Source organism: Arthrobacter sp. UYCo732, assembly GCF_040547265.1.
Taxonomy (GTDB): domain Bacteria; phylum Actinomycetota; class Actinomycetes; order Actinomycetales; family Micrococcaceae; genus Arthrobacter.
In genome coordinates this window covers 123,137-139,120 of record NZ_JBEPPJ010000002.1, presented here as the reverse complement: position 1 = coordinate 139,120, position 15,984 = coordinate 123,137, and the positions used below count along the sequence as shown (strand labels likewise).

Below are 15,984 nucleotides of genomic sequence, written 5' to 3'. Positions count from 1 at the left end.
AGGACCATGCTGATCACCGACCTTCTCCTGACCTACGTCTCCTGGCTGTTCGCCGCCGTCATGTTCATCTGGCTGGGCTCCTACCTGTACAGAACCATCAGGAACACCTTCGCCCCCGACTGGGAGCAGACCATCGAGGGGGTCGGGGTCCCGACCCCCGTGCTCGTCAACATCCCGGCTCGCCCAATCCGCAAGCCGCGCATTCCGCTCACCCCCGCGGCCTGACCCCCACGTTCGGTGTCGGCGCCTAAGCGGTGAGCTGTGGCGGAGACTCCGCACACATGACGGCCATGACAACCACCTTGACCCGTCCGCGCCGCGCCGAAGCACTCCCCTTGACCGTTGACACCGCTCAGGTCTGGGGCGCGCTGCTCTCCTCCTATTCGGAAGACACCGGCGGGATCTCCGTGTGGTCCACCGAAGACGGGGCGCTTCGGTATGTCGAGCGTGTTCTTGGCGCCCAGCCGGGCATCGAGTTCGAGCTGATGACCTGCACCGGCTACGGTGTGTGGCGCTCAGTAGCCGATGGCCTCGGCATCCGTGAAGTCATCGCCAAACGCTGGTCAGCGTGAAGCCATTGTTCGCCGGCGTGCTGATCCTGTCAGCCCTGGCCCTGACCGGCTGCGCCGTGCCCTCCGGAACGGTCGAGGAGGAGGCTCCGGCCCCGGACAGCGTCAACATCCCAGTGGAGGAACCCCACAGCGCTTACCTCACAAAACCGATTGTCGAAGGAACCGAACTGCTGTGCCTCTCAAGAGGCAATTACGGCTCGACCTCCTGCAATTGGGAACTCTGGAACAAGGTACGGGAGAACCGATGAGCGGCACTGACCGGGACCAGCGCGGCCGACCGCATTCGTCTAAGTGCTGCCCGGAATCCGCCAACGGCGGCTGCATCTACTGCCACACCGGGGACCAAAAACCCATCCTTCGGCGCCGGGCCCGCCGGAGCGCAAAGCGCGCCACCCGAACCGAGGACCGATCATGAACTACGACAAGCTTCTTGTCGTCACCAGCGCCAGCTGGCTTGCCGAGGACCTTGCCGCCGCCGGCACCATCGACGTCGAACACACCCTCGGTCTTGAGGCCCCGATCCTGGACGGCAGGACAGCACTCTGGTGCTCCGGCATCTTCGCAGTCCGGATGTTTAAGACAGGGACCACTCATCCTTTCTTGTCCGCCGGCCCCGGCTGGCTGCCGACCGTTCCGGCCGGGTTCCTGCGCCGTGACGTATGGGCCGGGACTGTCGGGTACATGCCTTACCGTGGCGAGGACCCGATGTTCTACAAGTTCGCCGAGCATAAGCACGCCCGGGTACCCGCTGGTCTGTATCTGGTTGAAGACACTTTCCAACGCCATGTCCGTAACGTCTTCACTGACGCAGACCATATCGACAGTCTCCACTTCGTCGGGTCCGCTCCGATGAACTATGTCCGCGAATACCGGTGCTTCATCGCCCATGGAAAGGTGACCGCCGCGTCCTTCTATGTGGCGACCGTGCCCGGCATCGACGACAGCGCCGTCACTATCACGTGGGACGCCTACGAACCCGACCGCTCCCCCGACGCCTCCCTGGCCGCCGCATTCGCCCAACACGTCGTCCACGCCATGGGAGACAATCAACCTCCCGGCTACACCCTCGACGTCGGTGAAGACGAGGCCGGCAACTGGTCCGTCATTGAAGCCAACGCCGCCTGGTCCTCGAACATCTACCATGCGCCGGCCACCAGCGTCATCGAATCCATCCTGGCCTCCCAGGAACCCGGGAATGAACGATGGGCCTGGAAGCCTGACCAGTTGTTCCTGTCCCGATCCCGCCCCCTGCCGACAGGGGCGCCGCTCCGATGACACCCGCCACGCCCCGGCGTACCGCGGCCGAATCGCTTGAGGCGCTGCACTGGTTCCAGCAGGAGCACGGCAGGCTGCCCAAGGCCAACGCCACAGACCGAGCCGAGAAGACCTTGGCGAATTTCCTGTTCGGCACAGTCCGGTCACGGGAAAGACGCGGCACCCTCCTGACGGACCTTCGCGAACAGGCCGCCAGGATCCCCGGCGCCCTGACCTTGGACACCCATCCTGACCAGGACGAGGTCTTCGCAGACCTGAAGTCCTTCATTGCCGACACCGGACACGCGCCGCGGCACACCCGCACCGGAGTCCCGGCGCGGGAAGTGAGACTGCGGGCCTGGATCAGCAACAACGTTTACGGCGACCCTGCGACGAAGACGCCACGACTGCGCGCCCGGCACGAGGCCATCGTGAACCTCCTGACCGCCACACCGTCCTACGCCGAAAAGAACCTCGACGAGAGAATCACTGCTGCCGAGCAGTTTGTCAGGGAAAACGGCTACCGCCCGTCGGGTCGAGACATGTCGTGGTTGACCGAGTACGTCCAGGGAAAGTACCTGTTGAGCGGCCCGTTCGGTGCAGAGTCACAGCTCAACGACATCCGCGCCGCCCGCCTCAAAAGCATCATCGCCTCCCCCAGCCTTGTCGAACACCGCTGGAACGAGAACCTCGCCGCACTCACGAAATACGCCGCCGGCCACAGTGGCACCCTACCCGGGAACTGGAGCCATCCCCTCTTCGGATGGCTCACCGTCCAGCGACGCGAATACCGGCACGGCAGGCTGAGCCAGGCACGTGAACGAGTCCTCCGCGGGATTCCAGGGGTCCTGCCACAAGAGCGGCGCCTCGCGGAAGCAGCCTAATCCCGGGCGGAGAGAACCGGCAGTGTCTCCGCACACATTAGGGTGGACACGAACACCGACTGAACGGGGAACCTGATGGACACCGAAATTGCTGACGTCATCGACCACGACGTAGCCAGCCTGACCTGCGTCTGCGGCAACTCCGCATCCGACGAGGGCCTCATTGCCGCCAACTCGGACGGCTTCCCGGTCCACCTTGAAGAAGGTGAGGTCCCTGCCGGACTGGCCGCGTGGCCAGAGGATGAAGACATCCACACACTCTGCCCCGTCTGCGGCCGTGTGTACCGCAACTTCGACATCGAGCACGACAATGAGGCCCCCGTGGTCCTCACCGTCGATGTCGCCAAGGGCCCGATCGCTGAAGCCATCAAAGTCCACTGGGCCCTCACGTAACCGCGACATAGCAAGAACAGCCCATGCCGCTCCGGTGACATGGGCTGTTCGCACGTCCCCGTGTGGTGAGTGCCGCCCTCAAGTCCGCACACATGACCCGCATGGCAAGCCTTCGTACTGACCTGCGCAACCTCATCAAGGACCACCTGCCCTCGAAAAACCAAGAGGCCCAGGACATTCTGATGGAGCTGACCATACTCCTCACCCGGGAGGAACCGACCTACCAATACCGTCATCGCCCCGGATGGGACACCACCTGGTTGGACCTGGACGAATCCCAGGTCGCCCACGTCCTGCCGAAGGGCCACAGCGTCGAACGCCGCCTGGTGGCTGGCGACTGGGAGACCGTAACCGAGGTGCCCTCATGACCTGGAAAGCGGCCATCGCCCGGGCATGGAAGCTCCGCGGCCGCCGTCACATCATCCGCGCCATTGTCGTTGCGTCGGTCACCGGCATTGGCATCGGCTTCGCGACGGAACTTTCCCGCGGACTGCTGATCTGGGCTGCGCTGTCCGCCGTCATGTTCGCCATCAACATCGGCGACGATACCCGGTTGCAGCGCAAGGAAGCCCGCAAGGAGGCCGCCCGTGTTTCCGATTGACACCGACGCGCCGCGCCCGGAAATTCCGCACGCGGAACGGATCTTCGCAGCCTCCAAAGAACTCCATGACGCCTACGCCCGGGACGAAGAATGGACCCGGGACAAACCTCTCCACGAGGCCTACGTCCTCTTCTTCCTGGAGACCCTGAACGACGCCATCTCGGCCCTCAACGACCGGTGGAACCAGGCCGGCCGAATCGGCCCCTTCCCGGACTCCCTGGCCGTCTCCGACGAGCTGAAGCGGATCATCTGCCTGGAGGATGCCCAAGAACACGACTCGGCCCAGACAGGGGTGACGCCATGACGAAGGCGAAGGGGACTGACCCGCTGGGTGCACTGCACGCTGCGATGGCCCTGAGCTCGATGGACTGGGGCTCGGCCGCGGACACTGCCTGGATCTACGGCATCGCCGTCGGATGGGACGGGCCAGCCATGGCTGAACTGGCCGGCAAATTCGGCTGGACCGAGCAGAAGGTGACCAACCTGAGAAAGCTGCGCCGCTACTACCGCGCCGCCGAGCTCGCCGAAGAACGCCGGCGCGGCGCCGCCTCACCACTAACGAAGAAGGAACGACCGTGAGCCGTGCATCCAACAGCAAGATCCGTGAGTCGCACGAACAGGACCGCTGGAGGCCGGACTTCAAGGTCGTCGGCGTTATGGTCGCAGGATTCTTCGGGCTCGTCAGCCTCCTCGTCCTGGCCAGCTGGGGATCCAACGCTTTCGGGCTGCTGGCGATCATCATCGACAACGACGAGCACGGATAACCCCATGCCTACTAGAAGCGCTGGTGCCTGATCGGCGGGCAGAGGCTGAACCGATGGTTCTGCACGACCGACACCGACTGGCCCGAATCCTCCGAACGGCTCCTGCGCGAAGGCGCCACCTACACCACGATCTGGCTCCCGAAAGGCTCCTCATGACGTATACCCGACTCCTCGTTCTGGGCGATTCCCACGCCCCTGAGAAAGCTGCAGCTCACCTCGCATCTGCCGGGGTGCTCCCGGTCCAGGCAACCACTGGACGCATCCCTTCCAACCTGGAAGGGACCGCGATGTGGGTGGCCACGGGCAACGCCACATCCATCCGCAACGCAGGGGTGGACCTTCCGCTCCTCTCCCCCGGACCATCGTGGCTGGCCACAGTGCCCGGCAACCTTCTGTGCCGGAAGCTGATCTGCACCACCGTCGGCCAACTCGTGAACGAGTGGCACGGTCCCGGAGTGATCCGGCTGGCTGAACAGCAGTACGGAATCCTCGGGTTCGAGCGGGTCTACAACGATCCCAGGTCATTTATCGCCCAGGTCGGGAAGTACCATCACCGCGTCTCTGACCTCGTCGCCGGCGTCCACGTGGTCGTCTCAACCCCGGTCACCTACACGGACCGGTACCGCGTCTTCATCGCCAACGGCGAGATCTCCGCCTCGACCCGGATTGCCGCCTCACCGAATCCGGGCAAGCGGACAGATGCCTATGAAGGGAACAGCCCGGACCGGACGGCCGCAGCCCTGCATTTCGCGCAGAAGGTTATCGACGCCACCGTCTGGTACCAGCCACCCGGATTCCGAATCGATGTCGGCGCCACCGAGGACGGCGCCTGGCAGCTCATCAGCTCTGGACCGTCCTGGAGCGCGGATTTCCACGAGGCCAATCCGACGGGTGTCGTGAACGCGATCCTTGCCGGACAGGCCACCGATTACGACCACTGGAAGTGGACCCCGGACGACCTGTTCCGGCGCACCATCTTCCGCGCCTGGCCGGCCCCGGCTAACGCCGTCTGAGCCCGCACGACGATGATGATGACCACGATGATGACGACGGCCGTAACGACGACGACAACGACCATTACCGAATTGTTCCGTAGACGGTACGATTAATTTCATGGTGCTCAGCTCAGCGGAAGCCGCCGTCCGGCTCAACATTTCAGAACGAAGGGTTCGGGCCCTCCTGGAAGAGGGACGAATGCCGGCTCAGCGTGTCAGCGGCCGCTGGGTGATCGACGAGGCGGATGTCGCCAAGTATCAGCCGGGCCGCCCTGCCGGAAGACCGCTTTCGGAGCGCAGCGCCTGGCAGTTTGTCATCAAGGCCTGCAACAACGCGGACAGCTCCCTCGAGCAGGTCCTTTCCCCCATCGAAAAGCACCGGGTGAACGCTCGGCTCGAACGCCTGAAGGAATCCGCGGACCCGTTGAACCTCGTGCGTTCTCTGCTGTCCAAACGGGCCGAGAAGGCAGAGTTCTCCTCCAGCCCTGCGGACCTCGCCGAACTGCGGGAGGACCCGCGCCTTCGCCTGTCCGGGGTTTCCCACCCTGATTCGGGCCTGCTGTCCAACTCCGAAGTTGAAGCCTATGTCTGCCGCGAGGACTTCGACTCGCTGATCAAGGACTGGCTCCTCGTCAGGCCAAGCCCCGGCCACCGGTCCAATGTGGTCCTCCATGTGGCCGAGGAAGTCCCCGAGGAACTGCCTCCGCTGGTGATCGCGGCAGATTTGGCCGAACGGCCCGGGGTCCGCGAGCACGAAGCTGCACGCAATATTCTGGTGCGCGTCTATGCCGATTGAGCTTCCCGCGATGCTCGCCGAACAGCAGGAAGCCTGGCAGGCGGTATTCGAGATCCACGCAACCATGCCGCGCGGCTGGGTGCTGGTTGGCGGCCAGGCCGTGTACCTGCACGCGGTCGAACGCGGCGCCCCGATCGTCCGGCCGACCAAGGACGCCGACATGGCCCTGGACATCCGCGCCCGCCTACCCCACGATGCTTCGCGACTTCACCGCCCTCCTGGTCAGTCTCAACTTTGTATCCGCCGGCGAATCCCTCGAAGGACATCAGCACCGGTGGCTCCGAGGGGAAGCCATGGTGGACGTGCTCATTCCGAGGCACCTGGGCGAACGGGCCGACGGCCGGCGCGGCGTCACGGGCGGCACAACAATCGCCGCCCCGGCAACCCAGCAGGCCCTGGACCGTGCGGAAACCATCGACGTCAGCGCCGACTCAGCATCGGGGAACGTCAACCGCCCGACCCTCCTCGGATGCCTGCTCGGCAAGGCTGCCGCCCTCGGAATCATGAACGACCCCGGCCGGGAGCGGCACATAACCGACTTCCTCACTCTGGCCGCCGTCATCCGCGCCTCCGACCTGCGCGGCGTCACCTACAAGCCGGCGGAGCGCGACCATCTCGCCAACATGCTTGGCCACCTGGCCAACAACCCCCCCCCAAGACATTCGTCTGGTACCGGAGGGTGCGCCAGGGGTCGAGCGCTTACGCATGTCGCTGAACTGACGGACGGGGAGCGGTCGTTGTCTCTCCGCACACATGATCGCCATGACCTCGATAGACACGATCCTTGAATCCGTCGGCATCAACCGACAGGACCTCACCACCCAGGTAGACGAGCACCGGCGGATGTCCGGCGAGATGCGGCTCGTTCTGGCCAGCCATTTCCCCGTAGAAGACCTCGCGTGCGCAGTCGAACAGCTCGCCGCCCGCCTGACGGCCATCTCCGATGAAATGACCCACAACCTGGGGGACTACTACGTGGGCGGCCTCGCCGAGGATGTCATCGACATGGTGAACGACGCCGACCGCAAGGACGTTCTCGAGATTATGCGCCTCCATTTGGACCTCCCGACAGCTGACGGGCAGGGTTCGGCGCCGATCCTCAATACGGTCCCGATCTTTGGCTACCCTGACCTGAAGTGCGTCACCCACACCGTCCTGAACCACGCCGTGCGCACCTTCGACCACGCCAGCTACCTCGTCAACGTCAACACCGGCGAGGTCAGCACTGTCCCGCCGGAACAGACCGCAGTCCAGACAGCAGCTCTCCTCGCGCAGGGGGCTTCCAATGTCTGAGGCCGTCAGCGACATGCTCCCGTGCACCGAGATCGGATCCCTGGATGAGCTGTCCTCGCTCCCCCAGTACTCGGTCGTTCTCGTCCGTTCGAAAGCGCAGTCCAACTTCCGCACCGCGTGGACCCTGTCCATTACTTACGGCACCCGGACATGGCACTCATCAGCATGGCGGGCCGACCCCAGCGACAAGCAGTTGTTCGAAAACGCCAGCGAGCCCATCATCCTGCTGTACAAGCCGCTGGAACAGTTCGGCATCGGAACGCAGTTCGAAAAGGGATGGCTGGACAGCAAGAAACCGGTCACGGTCCATGACAGCCTCGCCGCCGCCGTCGGCGCACTCGAAGACGCATTGGGCACCGACCCGGACGCCGTGATCACGCACCGCATCCACCCGGGCCGCTGGAACCTGCACGAGTCCTGACTCTCTACCCCCACCGAAAGCGAGCAAGCCACCATGCCAGCAGATTCTGAAAACTACTACGCTCAACAGTCCAAGTTCACAGGCAACACCGTCATTGAGATTTCAGTTCCCTCAGGACGCCTGATCGCCACCGATGACTTGCGTTCGACAAATCACTTCGACATCGAGCCGCCATTTTCCATCAACTATGGATCCGGACTCGACGCTTGGGCGAAGGCGTTCGCGGCTCGCACTAACGCCGCTTACGCCTTTGTCGGCAACACCTGCCCCAGCGTCACCCGGAGGAACGATGGTTCGATCCAGGTTGTTACTCCCGCCTGGAGCGAGGACGAGGGCGGGGCTTTCAACGATGACGAGGTCGTCGTTGCGAAGATCTGCACCGACCTCTGGGCAACAATGCTCACTGACTACCAGAACTGGTTGGATCACGGCGGTCCGGAAGTCGCTGTCGCCAACGCCGACTTTGCGTTCGACACCTACACGGTCTTCGAGGTCACACCCGGCAAGTACCGCTGGACGGTGTACTCGCACAACGACCACTTCGACAGGGATGCCGAGGGCCGCATTACCTACGCCCGGCTGGAACTCCTCGACACCTACTGAGGAAACTCACGGGAGTGTGTGGTTGAAGGGTCTCCTCGCAGTTGGGACCGGGTGCCGGACTAAGTACCACGCGTGGCCGGTGACGCCCGAGACGCCAGCCGCACACATAGCCGGCACAGGAGTACCACCCGTTAGGAGTAAGCATGACCGTCATCATCGAATTCCCCCGTCAGGCCACGCAACCCACAGCAGCATCTGACATCAGTGATGCCGTCCTGCACGAGCTGCTCCGCAAAGCCGTCGTCGCGCACCGGGCCGGCGAGGCTAGGGTACCCGGGTCCCTCGGGCACCGGCATCACCTCGCAGTCGCCCTGGCCGTGCTGGAAGCAATCGAAATCGTGATGGAAGGCTGCAGTCTCGCCAACGAGCTCGAACAGACCATGACGGCCGGTATCAAGGACGTCAAGGTGTTGGCCCGTATCGCCCGGGAGTACGACGGTCCGGAGTCAGCCTGATCCAGAGATGCTCCACCTACCCCCGTCACCGGCCCAACCGGCGGCGGGGGTATTCTTTGCCCGGTGAGCTTCCCGGCCATTTCCGCACACATGACCTCTATGCCCTCATCCCACCTGCCCCAAACACAGCAGGCCCGCACCTTCAAACCGGGGTGGGCCGACGCCGGTCTGGCCCGCGAACGTCTTGCCCTGCTCCTTGACGCCGGGCTGACCATGGAGGCTGTCGCCGATCTGTGTGCCGTTCCCGTTTCCCAGATGTACGTCATCCGAAGCGGCCGCCGTGGAAAGCCCATGGCCAAAATCAGGCAGGTCACACTGAACGCGCTGCTGGCCATCCGGTCCAAAGACATTGCCGCCTACGATCTTCCCGCCGGGTCCAAGGTCCGGGGGGACGACGCCCGGCGCCAACTCCAATTCCTGTACTGCCTGGGCTGGTCCGTGGACGCGCTGCATGAACGAAGCGGCCTGGCCAAGAGTGCCCTTCGCGGGCTCCGCGACGGCGACGGCACCACTGAAGGTTTCCGGCACAAGGTCGATGCCCTTTACCGCACGCTCCGAGGCCAGGAAGCCCCGAGAGTCACGGGGATCGACAGAACCCGCAGCGACAACGCACTCGCCCGTGCCGCTGCCCAGGGGTGGAGCGCCGATGACGAAGAGCTGGCCGCATGATCCTCCCCATTTGTGATTGCCCGCGCACCAGACACGAGCACGGCACCCGCATCATGTACAACAAGCACCTCTGCAAGTGCCCGGCCTGCACCAAAGCAAACCGTGACTACACACGCGAGAACAACCAGAAAAAACGCGCAGCGGCTTCCGCGTTGCCCGTCTGCGCGTGCCCTATCGCCCGACACGAGCACGGAACCCGTGACATGTACGGATACCACAAGTGCCGCTGCACCCCCTGCGGGGAAGCCAACCGGGACTACAACAGACGATCGTCGGCGCTCAAACCCAAGCGTGAGATGGCCGATGCGAACCTGGCCCGCGCCCGCATCAACGTTCTCCGGAACGCCGGCATGACGACAGCGGAGATCGCCCACCTTTGCGGTGTCCACGCCAAGGTCATCGACTTCGCCCGCCTCGGACACAACGGCCGAAAACCCCTGAAAGTCAAGGCGAGCACCCTGCGGGCGCTGGAGGCAATCTCCTACCGCGACATCGCGACCTTGCCGAAGCCGGCCGGCCGAAAAGTCGACGGAGACCTGCCCCGGCGACAGATCCAGTCCCTCTACAGTCTCGGGTGGTCCGGCCGGGCCATCTCGGAATGCGCCGGCACGGCGCACACCAACATCAGCTGGCTGCTGACTGGGCGGGGAACCTCCGAGGAGGTGCGGGCGGCAATTGACTACGCCTACAACAAGCTCCGGCTGACACGTCCGCCAGAGGATACTCCCGTCGCCCGTTCCCAGGCCAACCGGGCGCGGAGCCGCGCTGCCGCTGAGGGCTGGTCAATTGACACTGCAGGGGATCACGAGTACGCCACGGCGGCCTGACCGGCGGGGAGGGGCCGGGGCCTCTCCGTACACATAAAGGGCATGACGACGACAACAACCCCTGCGCCCGCCGACACCGCGACCTGCGACAAGGTCCGCGACCCGCTCAAGGAACTGCCAGAGTTTGCCGGCAAGGTGTTGTGGACGTGCGAGAAGCCCCCCGGACACGACAACCGCGGCGCCCACCTGATGGTCAACGACAAGGGCCAGAAGACGCACTGGCGCGGCGCCGACAATGAGTAACCACGAGCTCGTGCCAGTCCAGTCGTTCAGCCGACACCACGTCATCGGAGCCCCCGAGCCTGAGGTGTCAGTCCATTACTTCACCGCTGTCGCGTCCATCGATGCCGATGTGTTGGCCCGTCACGGAACCAAACTCAGGGTGACCGGCCTGCCCGCCCCGACTGTTGAAGAGGTGCTGAAAGCAAGATCCGCAGTCAAGCTCTGGAATGCCAGCCGCTGCACCGCCGTCCGCGACCTGCTTGAAGGAACCCCGGACGCCGGCCAGGTCATCCAGTTCTGCGAGAAAGAGCATCACATGGATGTCCTCGCACACCGCATGACCAACGTGGACGGGAGCACAACTACGTGGCGACGGTAAGCCAACTGGACCTGGAATGCCTCGAGTATCAGACCGGGTTCCTCGGCGGTCTCGTTCTTTCTTCCTGGGGTGAGCCCGAGCAGATGAACCGCTACGCCAGCCGGTACGCCATCGTTCTGGCATCCCTTGGCCGCGTCAAGGAGAGCGACTACCAAGCCGGCATCGCCGCCACCGCTGCACGCTTCATCGGCCGCTCCGCCAGGAAAGCCTGGACCGAACGCCCCCGCCACCTCAGGCTCCTGGCCCGCCCCGGGGACCAGCATCGGTGGGAGCAGGCGCACACCGATGGGCTGTTCCTCGAAGCCGACGACCACCTCCGCCGAATCAGCGACGACGTTGCCGATTTCAGGGACAATATCGCGAATCACTTCGGCCCGTCGTCACCAGCCGCCGATGAGGTCGAGGAGGAAGTCCAACACCGCCGCACACATGACGGCCATGGAAACCATTGACCCGCGCATTGAAGAGATCTACGAGGCAGACCCCCAGTTGAGGTTCGTCGGAGCCGGCACCATCGCTGACGTCCTCAAGGCCGCAGCCACCGCTGGAATCATCCCGACCGCCACCGTCACCACCGAGTACGCCGCCGACATTCACCAGCCAGGCCTCCGGGTCCAGGAGGTCGGCAGCGGAACTCTCCGCGAAGTCGAAGCCTTCGTCAAAGTCCTCTCCCCCGTTCACAACCCGACCCTCCTGGCCCGCACCAAAACCAGCTACCCGGCACACACCACCGAATGGCAGCCCGTTCCTGAAGGCGCCCCGGAAGACTCCAATGACTAACGCCCGCGTCGAAGCCGCCGCGCGCGCAGACTTCAACCTCAGCCGGGGTCTTGCGGCCGATGACAGCTCCTGGGACGAAATCTCCGGGCCTACCCGCGACCAGGCCCTTGCCCGGGCCGAGACACTGTTGGCAGCCATCGACGCCGCAGATGACCGCGTCCGCCTCACTCTCCCCGAATTCCACGCCATCAGGGCCGATACCGCCCGTGACCTGAGCATGTCCCTCCACAGCAGCTGGGATGCAGACCAGCGTGCAGCCGCCCAAGCCGCCGGCGTCCCGGAATTCATCCAGGACTACACGGCGAAGTTCGAGGACCACTACGTGGAACCGGCTAACCACGAAGCGGCGATGGCATCCCTGATCCGTGAACGCCTCGCAGCCGCCCTCCGCACCACGGCCGACCACTTCGACCATGCCTCCCTCTCGGACATCGCTGCCGACATGGACCTTGACCCCGGCGTCTCCCCACGGTTCAAACGCATCATGATCCGAGGCTGCGCCGAGTGGCTCCGGACCCGCGCCGATGAGCTCAACGAAGGATCCCGGACCCCCTATTACCGGGTCAACACCCGGGCCGTCATTGACGAGGACTGCCATGCAGCGCTTCTCCGGGCTCTCGCGGAGGTCATCAACCGGTCCTTCCGGCTCGCCAGCATCGGCAAAATCGAGTCGTCGTTCATCATGACGGACCGGCTCATCGACGCCATCGAAGGCGCCGGTGCAACCATCCCCACAGAAAGCTGAGGTAAGCAACATGGAACGGTGGCCTTTCGGTGAACGTGGCGGCATGTCCGTCGCAGCGTTCTCTTCCGATGACCCCCTGATCTGCGCCCACCAGGCAGTCAGGCTCCAAATCCTGCTGAGGATGTGCGCCGGCCGGTACGAGGAAACCTGCATGATCCTGAACCGGCTCGAGATCGTCTACCTCTGCGCCGGCCGCCGCGAGGACGCCGACCGGGTCCACGCCGACAAGATCAAGCTCGCGCCACCCGCTTCGGGCGACTTCGGGGACGGGTTTTTCGACCGGATCCGATGGTGGTGGGATGTCCGCCGGACGGAGGCCCGCTTCCAACGCGGGCAGCTGCTGGTAGACGAACACCTCGCGGACCTGCAACGGCGCGCACCCTGGAAATCAGGACAGGACGCGGACGCTGTCTGGGGCATGCTTTGAGGCGCACCATTACAGCCGAGCCCCGGGAACCCGAATCATGATGCTGGTGGAGCAGGCGGTCCTGCCGCCGATCGTCCTTGATCAGCAGACCGCCATCAGCGCCGCCCTGGAACTGGCCTCCTCCTGGGAGACCCAGGCTGCCGGCCTCCACCGCACCGCCGACTACACCCGCACCCACGGAAGCTCCACAGTGGCCGACCGCTACGCCAAGCGTGGCCACAACCTGACCGGCATGGCCGCCGAGCTTAGGGCTGCGCTGAAAATGACCAAGGAGACTCCGTGAGCCAGAAGGCCTGGCGGTACGAAGTACTCGATGACGATGACCGTTGGGGCCTGAGAGCGGGCGACATCCTGATCGGTTTCCCGTATGTGCACGACCCCGGGAGCCGGTCCAACCCCGACGGGAAGGTCTCCATTCTCTGGCGCGAAGGCGACAACCACCGACCCGAATGCAGCCAGTACTGGTACAACCTCCGACAGCTCCGAGGAAGGGTGCTCATCGAATGGGACCCGGCAACCAAGGAATGGCGGGCCGGCTCCGCCCGGCGCCCGCTCTCACGGGCCAAACGCCACCGTCACGCATCCGCAGTGCGGACCACTACCCGCTAAACGTTGACGGTGAGCAGACTGAACAGCCCCGCACACATGACGGACACGGACACCACCCACTTAAGAAGGAATCCATGAGACTCTCCGTTCGCGGCGTCGCAATCGCTGCCCCGCTATCCCTGTCCTTCCTGGCCATCATCCCCGCCGCGGCACTTGCCGCCGACGCCCCGGCCCGGGCACTTGAACTGATGAGCATTCCTGCTTTCGGCATCGTCGTCGGCGCCCTGCTCGTCATCCTCACCGCTCGCATCGACCGTCGGGCAGAACCGCCGAACCATCGAAATAGAAAGTGAGCACATGAAACCCGGAAACCTCCTCTCATCATTCACTTTCGCCAGCGGCGCCCTGGCCGCGATCTCCCTGTTTGCGACCGCCGTCCGGAAGCTTCCCGGATCAGCTGAGGGTGGTTATGGCAACTGAGCGCGACATGTTGGATCTGCTCCTGGACCGGTACACGGCGATCCGCCGGGGCACCATCTCTGACCGCTGGGTCCGGGCCGAACACGTGAAGAGTTCGCTGGGCTATTCCGAAGGCGACCGAATCGCTGACTTCGTCGCGGGCGATAAGCACGGCGGCAATTCCTTCGGAGACAAGCTGGCCCTGCACGGCCACGAGGTGAAAGTCTTGAGGGCGGACTGGCTCAGCGAACTGCGCGACCCCGCCAAGGCCGACGCCATCAAGCGGCACATGCATCACTGGTGGCTGGTTGTTCCGGACGCCAACATTGTCAAACCCGGGGAACTGCCGGAGGACTGGGGCCTGCTGGTTCCCGGCGCAAACGGCAAACTCCGGGCCAGGAAGGGCGCGCCCAGGCTCACCCCGGAAGCGCCCCCACTGGCGTTCATCATCTCCCTGATGTCCGCCGCCGCCCGGACCGCCCACCGGGAGCCGCTCCGCCGGGACGCCCCGATCACCTACGCGCGCTCCGCCAACCGCTGTGGAGTCTGCATGGCGGTCTTCCCTTGCTCCATCCATCAGCCCCGCGAAGCCGCGGCGGCCCACACCCTGAAAGCAGCCTCATGACCGACGATTCGGACGACATGGCTCCCATCATGCTTTGGACAGGAGGGGGCCGTTCCTTGCGCCTGTACCGCCCGCTCACCCCCGAGCAGTGCCTCGTAAGGGACGTCCGCCGCGGCGGCTTCCCACTGCTCCGCAAGGAAACCTGCCGAGCCGATCAGCGATGCTGGACCGGCGTCCACACCTATCTGAAAACCCTCGTGGGCCAGCAGGTCGCCGACCTCATCCAGCCACGTCCCGTCGCCCGGCGGGCCGCCACCGCCTGAATGTCAGGCACCTCTGAAAGGATCCACCCATGACTACTCCCCGCATTGACGACATCATCTCCTCGCTGATCACCCCCGAGATTTCTGAGGAGATCCGCGGCCAGCTGCCCGAAGTGGACGGACTCAGCCACGGCCTGGCCAAAGCTGAGGACTTCCACAGCCTGCGGTCCTGGCCGGTCGGCGGCGCCCGGTACTACCTGGTGCACAACGACGACTCTGCCGTGCTGTTCCTGAACGAGACCCTGGTCGGTGTCGCCGAGTTCGACCGGAAGCTCCTGTCCAAGAAGCACCCGGAGAAGAGGTTCACCAGGGCCCTGGCCCCCGCGTTGGCAGAAGGCGGCCTCTAAGCGCCACCGCGTCACAGGGCCCGTTCACCGATGGTGGGCGGGCCTTCTGCGTCTCCGGCGGGGAGCGATCCCCCAGTTGCCCCACACATGAGCCCTGCGGGTGCTCATACCCCGCACCCGCCGAACAGAAAGCCGTCCATGGACAACCCGATCGTCTTGATCCTCCTGATCGCCCTCGCATGCGCAGCCGTCATCACCGGCGCCGTGCTCGCCGCCAACTTCTACCGCCGCCGGGCAGCAGCCACGCAGCGGGCAGCAGCCAGGACTACCGAACGCCCCACCTACGTCCCGGAACGGACGCAGTACGCTGCCACTCCCGCACCCCAGGCGGCCCCTGCCCGCTACGAGGCCCGGCCGGCCCAGCGGGCGATGCACGACAACTCCGGAGCTGACCTGGTCAACATCCTCCTCATGCAGCAGGCGCTAAGCAGTATCAACCACCACCACGAGCCTGCCGCTGACCGATCCGAAGAGCACCACGAGTCCCGTCAGGAAGAGTCGCCGGAATACACTCCGGAACCGGCCTCCAACTCGGCCCCGGAGCCCGCGTACACCGCACCTGAACCTGTCTCGTACACCCCCGACCCGACCCCCAGCGACAACAGCTCGAGCTACAGCGATTCAGGCAGCTTCAGCGGCGGCGACAGCGGAAGCTTCTAAC

The 15,984-nt window shown here is 64.7% G+C and carries 33 protein-coding genes; all 33 read left to right on the top strand.

Annotated elements, in window-relative coordinates; genetic code table 11:
- Window positions 1–6: 6 nt before the first annotated feature.
- The 33 genes from ABIB45_RS03920 to ABIB45_RS03760 all read left to right on the top strand — a co-directional run bounded on the left by ABIB45_RS03920 (window position 7) and on the right by ABIB45_RS03760 (window position 15,983).
- On the top strand, window positions 7–225 hold the full coding sequence (locus tag ABIB45_RS03920) for a hypothetical protein (protein WP_354214629.1): 219 nt from the start codon (window positions 7–9) through the stop codon (window positions 223–225).
- A gap of 56 nt (window positions 226–281) precedes the next feature.
- Window positions 282–572 (top strand): hypothetical protein, encoded by a 291-nt coding sequence (locus tag ABIB45_RS03915; RefSeq protein ID WP_354214628.1) that lies wholly within the window; start codon window positions 282–284, stop codon window positions 570–572.
- Window positions 569–820, top strand: coding sequence for a hypothetical protein (locus ABIB45_RS03910; RefSeq protein ID WP_354214627.1), 252 nt, complete (start codon window positions 569–571; stop codon window positions 818–820). Before ABIB45_RS03915 ends, ABIB45_RS03910 begins: the two co-directional genes overlap by 4 nt.
- Window positions 821–983: 163 nt before the next feature.
- Window positions 984–1,847: an ATP-grasp domain-containing protein gene (locus tag ABIB45_RS03905; protein WP_354214626.1), complete on the top strand. Its 864-nt coding sequence runs from the start codon at window positions 984–986 to the stop codon at window positions 1,845–1,847.
- The gene (locus tag ABIB45_RS03900) at window positions 1,844–2,710 is read left to right on the top strand and encodes a Helicase associated domain protein (protein ID WP_354214625.1); all 867 of its coding nucleotides are present in this window, start codon (window positions 1,844–1,846) and stop codon (window positions 2,708–2,710) included. The genes ABIB45_RS03905 and ABIB45_RS03900 overlap by 4 nt, the downstream gene beginning before the upstream one ends.
- A 75-nt stretch (window positions 2,711–2,785) precedes the next feature.
- Window positions 2,786–3,103: a hypothetical protein gene (locus ABIB45_RS03895; RefSeq protein ID WP_354214624.1), complete on the top strand. Its 318-nt coding sequence runs from the start codon at window positions 2,786–2,788 to the stop codon at window positions 3,101–3,103.
- 92 nt (window positions 3,104–3,195) lie between these two features.
- Window positions 3,196–3,471, top strand: a complete 276-nt coding sequence (locus tag ABIB45_RS03890; RefSeq protein WP_354214623.1) for a hypothetical protein — start codon at window positions 3,196–3,198, stop codon at window positions 3,469–3,471.
- Complete coding sequence (locus ABIB45_RS03885; RefSeq protein WP_354214622.1) at window positions 3,468–3,704, top strand: hypothetical protein; 237 nt, start codon at window positions 3,468–3,470, stop codon at window positions 3,702–3,704. The genes ABIB45_RS03890 and ABIB45_RS03885 overlap by 4 nt, the downstream gene beginning before the upstream one ends.
- Window positions 3,691–4,008 carry a hypothetical protein gene (locus ABIB45_RS03880; RefSeq protein WP_354214621.1) on the top strand — a complete coding sequence of 106 codons (318 nt, stop codon included), beginning with the start codon at window positions 3,691–3,693 and terminating at the stop codon, window positions 4,006–4,008. Before ABIB45_RS03885 ends, ABIB45_RS03880 begins: the two co-directional genes overlap by 14 nt.
- On the top strand, window positions 4,005–4,283 hold the full coding sequence (locus ABIB45_RS03875) for a hypothetical protein (protein WP_354214620.1): 279 nt from the start codon (window positions 4,005–4,007) through the stop codon (window positions 4,281–4,283). The genes ABIB45_RS03880 and ABIB45_RS03875 overlap by 4 nt, the downstream gene beginning before the upstream one ends.
- Window positions 4,280–4,468 carry a hypothetical protein gene (locus ABIB45_RS03870; protein ID WP_354214619.1) on the top strand — a complete coding sequence of 63 codons (189 nt, stop codon included), beginning with the start codon at window positions 4,280–4,282 and terminating at the stop codon, window positions 4,466–4,468. The genes ABIB45_RS03875 and ABIB45_RS03870 overlap by 4 nt, the downstream gene beginning before the upstream one ends.
- A gap of 152 nt (window positions 4,469–4,620) precedes the next feature.
- The gene (locus ABIB45_RS03865; protein ID WP_354214618.1) at window positions 4,621–5,481 is read left to right on the top strand and encodes an ATP-grasp domain-containing protein; all 861 of its coding nucleotides are present in this window, start codon (window positions 4,621–4,623) and stop codon (window positions 5,479–5,481) included.
- A gap of 100 nt (window positions 5,482–5,581) precedes the next feature.
- Window positions 5,582–6,259 carry a helix-turn-helix domain-containing protein gene (locus tag ABIB45_RS03860; protein ID WP_354214617.1) on the top strand — a complete coding sequence of 226 codons (678 nt, stop codon included), beginning with the start codon at window positions 5,582–5,584 and terminating at the stop codon, window positions 6,257–6,259.
- A 194-nt stretch (window positions 6,260–6,453) separates the two neighbouring features.
- Window positions 6,454–7,047, top strand: coding sequence for a hypothetical protein (locus ABIB45_RS03855; protein ID WP_354214616.1), 594 nt, complete (start codon window positions 6,454–6,456; stop codon window positions 7,045–7,047).
- Window positions 7,022–7,552: a hypothetical protein gene (locus tag ABIB45_RS03850; protein ID WP_354214615.1), complete on the top strand. Its 531-nt coding sequence runs from the start codon at window positions 7,022–7,024 to the stop codon at window positions 7,550–7,552. Before ABIB45_RS03855 ends, ABIB45_RS03850 begins: the two co-directional genes overlap by 26 nt.
- On the top strand, window positions 7,545–7,973 hold the full coding sequence (locus ABIB45_RS03845) for a hypothetical protein (RefSeq protein WP_354214614.1): 429 nt from the start codon (window positions 7,545–7,547) through the stop codon (window positions 7,971–7,973). The genes ABIB45_RS03850 and ABIB45_RS03845 overlap by 8 nt, the downstream gene beginning before the upstream one ends.
- Window positions 7,974–8,006: 33 nt before the next feature.
- The gene (locus ABIB45_RS03840) at window positions 8,007–8,576 is read left to right on the top strand and encodes a hypothetical protein (protein WP_354214613.1); all 570 of its coding nucleotides are present in this window, start codon (window positions 8,007–8,009) and stop codon (window positions 8,574–8,576) included.
- 143 nt (window positions 8,577–8,719) lie between these two features.
- On the top strand, window positions 8,720–9,031 hold the full coding sequence (locus tag ABIB45_RS03835; protein ID WP_354214612.1) for a hypothetical protein: 312 nt from the start codon (window positions 8,720–8,722) through the stop codon (window positions 9,029–9,031).
- A gap of 99 nt (window positions 9,032–9,130) precedes the next feature.
- Window positions 9,131–9,700, top strand: a complete 570-nt coding sequence (locus ABIB45_RS03830) for a hypothetical protein (protein WP_354214611.1) — start codon at window positions 9,131–9,133, stop codon at window positions 9,698–9,700.
- Window positions 9,697–10,527, top strand: a complete 831-nt coding sequence (locus tag ABIB45_RS03825; RefSeq protein WP_354214610.1) for a hypothetical protein — start codon at window positions 9,697–9,699, stop codon at window positions 10,525–10,527. The genes ABIB45_RS03830 and ABIB45_RS03825 overlap by 4 nt, the downstream gene beginning before the upstream one ends.
- Before the next feature lie 42 nt (window positions 10,528–10,569).
- Window positions 10,570–10,770, top strand: coding sequence for a hypothetical protein (locus ABIB45_RS03820; protein ID WP_354214609.1), 201 nt, complete (start codon window positions 10,570–10,572; stop codon window positions 10,768–10,770).
- The gene (locus ABIB45_RS03815) at window positions 10,763–11,128 is read left to right on the top strand and encodes a hypothetical protein (protein WP_354214608.1); all 366 of its coding nucleotides are present in this window, start codon (window positions 10,763–10,765) and stop codon (window positions 11,126–11,128) included. Before ABIB45_RS03820 ends, ABIB45_RS03815 begins: the two co-directional genes overlap by 8 nt.
- The gene (locus tag ABIB45_RS03810; RefSeq protein WP_354214607.1) at window positions 11,116–11,580 is read left to right on the top strand and encodes a hypothetical protein; all 465 of its coding nucleotides are present in this window, start codon (window positions 11,116–11,118) and stop codon (window positions 11,578–11,580) included. The genes ABIB45_RS03815 and ABIB45_RS03810 overlap by 13 nt, the downstream gene beginning before the upstream one ends.
- Window positions 11,567–11,908: a hypothetical protein gene (locus ABIB45_RS03805; RefSeq protein WP_354214606.1), complete on the top strand. Its 342-nt coding sequence runs from the start codon at window positions 11,567–11,569 to the stop codon at window positions 11,906–11,908. Before ABIB45_RS03810 ends, ABIB45_RS03805 begins: the two co-directional genes overlap by 14 nt.
- Window positions 11,901–12,653, top strand: coding sequence for a hypothetical protein (locus ABIB45_RS03800; protein WP_354214605.1), 753 nt, complete (start codon window positions 11,901–11,903; stop codon window positions 12,651–12,653). The genes ABIB45_RS03805 and ABIB45_RS03800 overlap by 8 nt, the downstream gene beginning before the upstream one ends.
- 10 nt (window positions 12,654–12,663) lie before the next feature.
- Entirely contained in the window at window positions 12,664–13,080 is a 417-nt protein-coding gene (locus tag ABIB45_RS03795; RefSeq protein ID WP_354214604.1) for a hypothetical protein, read from the top strand.
- A gap of 37 nt (window positions 13,081–13,117) precedes the next feature.
- On the top strand, window positions 13,118–13,363 hold the full coding sequence (locus tag ABIB45_RS03790; RefSeq protein WP_354214603.1) for a hypothetical protein: 246 nt from the start codon (window positions 13,118–13,120) through the stop codon (window positions 13,361–13,363).
- Window positions 13,360–13,689 carry a hypothetical protein gene (locus ABIB45_RS03785; RefSeq protein ID WP_354214602.1) on the top strand — a complete coding sequence of 110 codons (330 nt, stop codon included), beginning with the start codon at window positions 13,360–13,362 and terminating at the stop codon, window positions 13,687–13,689. The genes ABIB45_RS03790 and ABIB45_RS03785 overlap by 4 nt, the downstream gene beginning before the upstream one ends.
- A gap of 74 nt (window positions 13,690–13,763) precedes the next feature.
- Window positions 13,764–13,982: a hypothetical protein gene (locus ABIB45_RS03780; protein WP_354214601.1), complete on the top strand. Its 219-nt coding sequence runs from the start codon at window positions 13,764–13,766 to the stop codon at window positions 13,980–13,982.
- Window positions 13,983–14,098: 116 nt separating this feature from the next.
- Window positions 14,099–14,713, top strand: a complete 615-nt coding sequence (locus ABIB45_RS03775; protein ID WP_354214600.1) for a hypothetical protein — start codon at window positions 14,099–14,101, stop codon at window positions 14,711–14,713.
- A complete protein-coding gene (locus ABIB45_RS03770) occupies window positions 14,710–14,976 on the top strand; it encodes a hypothetical protein (protein WP_354214599.1) in 267 nt (88 codons plus the stop codon). The genes ABIB45_RS03775 and ABIB45_RS03770 overlap by 4 nt, the downstream gene beginning before the upstream one ends.
- A 29-nt stretch (window positions 14,977–15,005) precedes the next feature.
- A complete protein-coding gene (locus tag ABIB45_RS03765) occupies window positions 15,006–15,323 on the top strand; it encodes a hypothetical protein (protein ID WP_354214598.1) in 318 nt (105 codons plus the stop codon).
- A gap of 138 nt (window positions 15,324–15,461) precedes the next feature.
- Entirely contained in the window at window positions 15,462–15,983 is a 522-nt protein-coding gene (locus ABIB45_RS03760; RefSeq protein WP_354214597.1) for a hypothetical protein, read from the top strand.
- The last annotated feature ends 1 nt before the right edge of the window (window position 15,984 follow it).

Bases quoted from the DNA above. Each gene is read 5' to 3' on its own strand.
- ABIB45_RS03815 (WP_354214608.1), top strand. From the start codon at position 10,763: ATGAGTAACCACGAGCTCGTGCCAGTCCAGTCGTTCAGCCGACACCAC.
- ABIB45_RS03865 (WP_354214618.1), top strand. From the start codon at position 4,621: ATGACGTATACCCGACTCCTCGTTCTGGGCGATTCCCACGCCCCTGAG.
- ABIB45_RS03760 (WP_354214597.1), top strand. From the start codon at position 15,462: ATGGACAACCCGATCGTCTTGATCCTCCTGATCGCCCTCGCATGCGCA.
- ABIB45_RS03895 (WP_354214624.1), top strand. From the start codon at position 2,786: ATGGACACCGAAATTGCTGACGTCATCGACCACGACGTAGCCAGCCTG.
- ABIB45_RS03860 (WP_354214617.1), top strand. From the start codon at position 5,582: ATGGTGCTCAGCTCAGCGGAAGCCGCCGTCCGGCTCAACATTTCAGAA.
- ABIB45_RS03805 (WP_354214606.1), top strand. From the start codon at position 11,567: ATGGAAACCATTGACCCGCGCATTGAAGAGATCTACGAGGCAGACCCC.
- ABIB45_RS03845 (WP_354214614.1), top strand. From the start codon at position 7,545: ATGTCTGAGGCCGTCAGCGACATGCTCCCGTGCACCGAGATCGGATCC.
- ABIB45_RS03915 (WP_354214628.1), top strand. From the start codon at position 282: ATGACGGCCATGACAACCACCTTGACCCGTCCGCGCCGCGCCGAAGCA.
- ABIB45_RS03765 (WP_354214598.1), top strand. From the start codon at position 15,006: ATGACTACTCCCCGCATTGACGACATCATCTCCTCGCTGATCACCCCC.
- ABIB45_RS03800 (WP_354214605.1), top strand. From the start codon at position 11,901: ATGACTAACGCCCGCGTCGAAGCCGCCGCGCGCGCAGACTTCAACCTC.
- ABIB45_RS03850 (WP_354214615.1), top strand. From the start codon at position 7,022: ATGACCTCGATAGACACGATCCTTGAATCCGTCGGCATCAACCGACAG.
- ABIB45_RS03835 (WP_354214612.1), top strand. From the start codon at position 8,720: ATGACCGTCATCATCGAATTCCCCCGTCAGGCCACGCAACCCACAGCA.
- ABIB45_RS03875 (WP_354214620.1), top strand. From the start codon at position 4,005: ATGACGAAGGCGAAGGGGACTGACCCGCTGGGTGCACTGCACGCTGCG.
- ABIB45_RS03885 (WP_354214622.1), top strand. From the start codon at position 3,468: ATGACCTGGAAAGCGGCCATCGCCCGGGCATGGAAGCTCCGCGGCCGC.
- ABIB45_RS03820 (WP_354214609.1), top strand. From the start codon at position 10,570: ATGACGACGACAACAACCCCTGCGCCCGCCGACACCGCGACCTGCGAC.
- ABIB45_RS03920 (WP_354214629.1), top strand. From the start codon at position 7: ATGCTGATCACCGACCTTCTCCTGACCTACGTCTCCTGGCTGTTCGCC.
- ABIB45_RS03890 (WP_354214623.1), top strand. From the start codon at position 3,196: ATGACCCGCATGGCAAGCCTTCGTACTGACCTGCGCAACCTCATCAAG.
- ABIB45_RS03830 (WP_354214611.1), top strand. From the start codon at position 9,131: ATGCCCTCATCCCACCTGCCCCAAACACAGCAGGCCCGCACCTTCAAA.
- ABIB45_RS03775 (WP_354214600.1), top strand. From the start codon at position 14,099: ATGGCAACTGAGCGCGACATGTTGGATCTGCTCCTGGACCGGTACACG.
- ABIB45_RS03770 (WP_354214599.1), top strand. From the start codon at position 14,710: ATGACCGACGATTCGGACGACATGGCTCCCATCATGCTTTGGACAGGA.
- ABIB45_RS03855 (WP_354214616.1), top strand. From the start codon at position 6,454: ATGCTTCGCGACTTCACCGCCCTCCTGGTCAGTCTCAACTTTGTATCC.
- ABIB45_RS03900 (WP_354214625.1), top strand. From the start codon at position 1,844: ATGACACCCGCCACGCCCCGGCGTACCGCGGCCGAATCGCTTGAGGCG.
- ABIB45_RS03795 (WP_354214604.1), top strand. From the start codon at position 12,664: ATGGAACGGTGGCCTTTCGGTGAACGTGGCGGCATGTCCGTCGCAGCG.
- ABIB45_RS03790 (WP_354214603.1), top strand. From the start codon at position 13,118: ATGATGCTGGTGGAGCAGGCGGTCCTGCCGCCGATCGTCCTTGATCAG.
- ABIB45_RS03840 (WP_354214613.1), top strand. From the start codon at position 8,007: ATGCCAGCAGATTCTGAAAACTACTACGCTCAACAGTCCAAGTTCACA.
- ABIB45_RS03780 (WP_354214601.1), top strand. From the start codon at position 13,764: ATGAGACTCTCCGTTCGCGGCGTCGCAATCGCTGCCCCGCTATCCCTG.
- ABIB45_RS03825 (WP_354214610.1), top strand. From the start codon at position 9,697: ATGATCCTCCCCATTTGTGATTGCCCGCGCACCAGACACGAGCACGGC.
- ABIB45_RS03905 (WP_354214626.1), top strand. From the start codon at position 984: ATGAACTACGACAAGCTTCTTGTCGTCACCAGCGCCAGCTGGCTTGCC.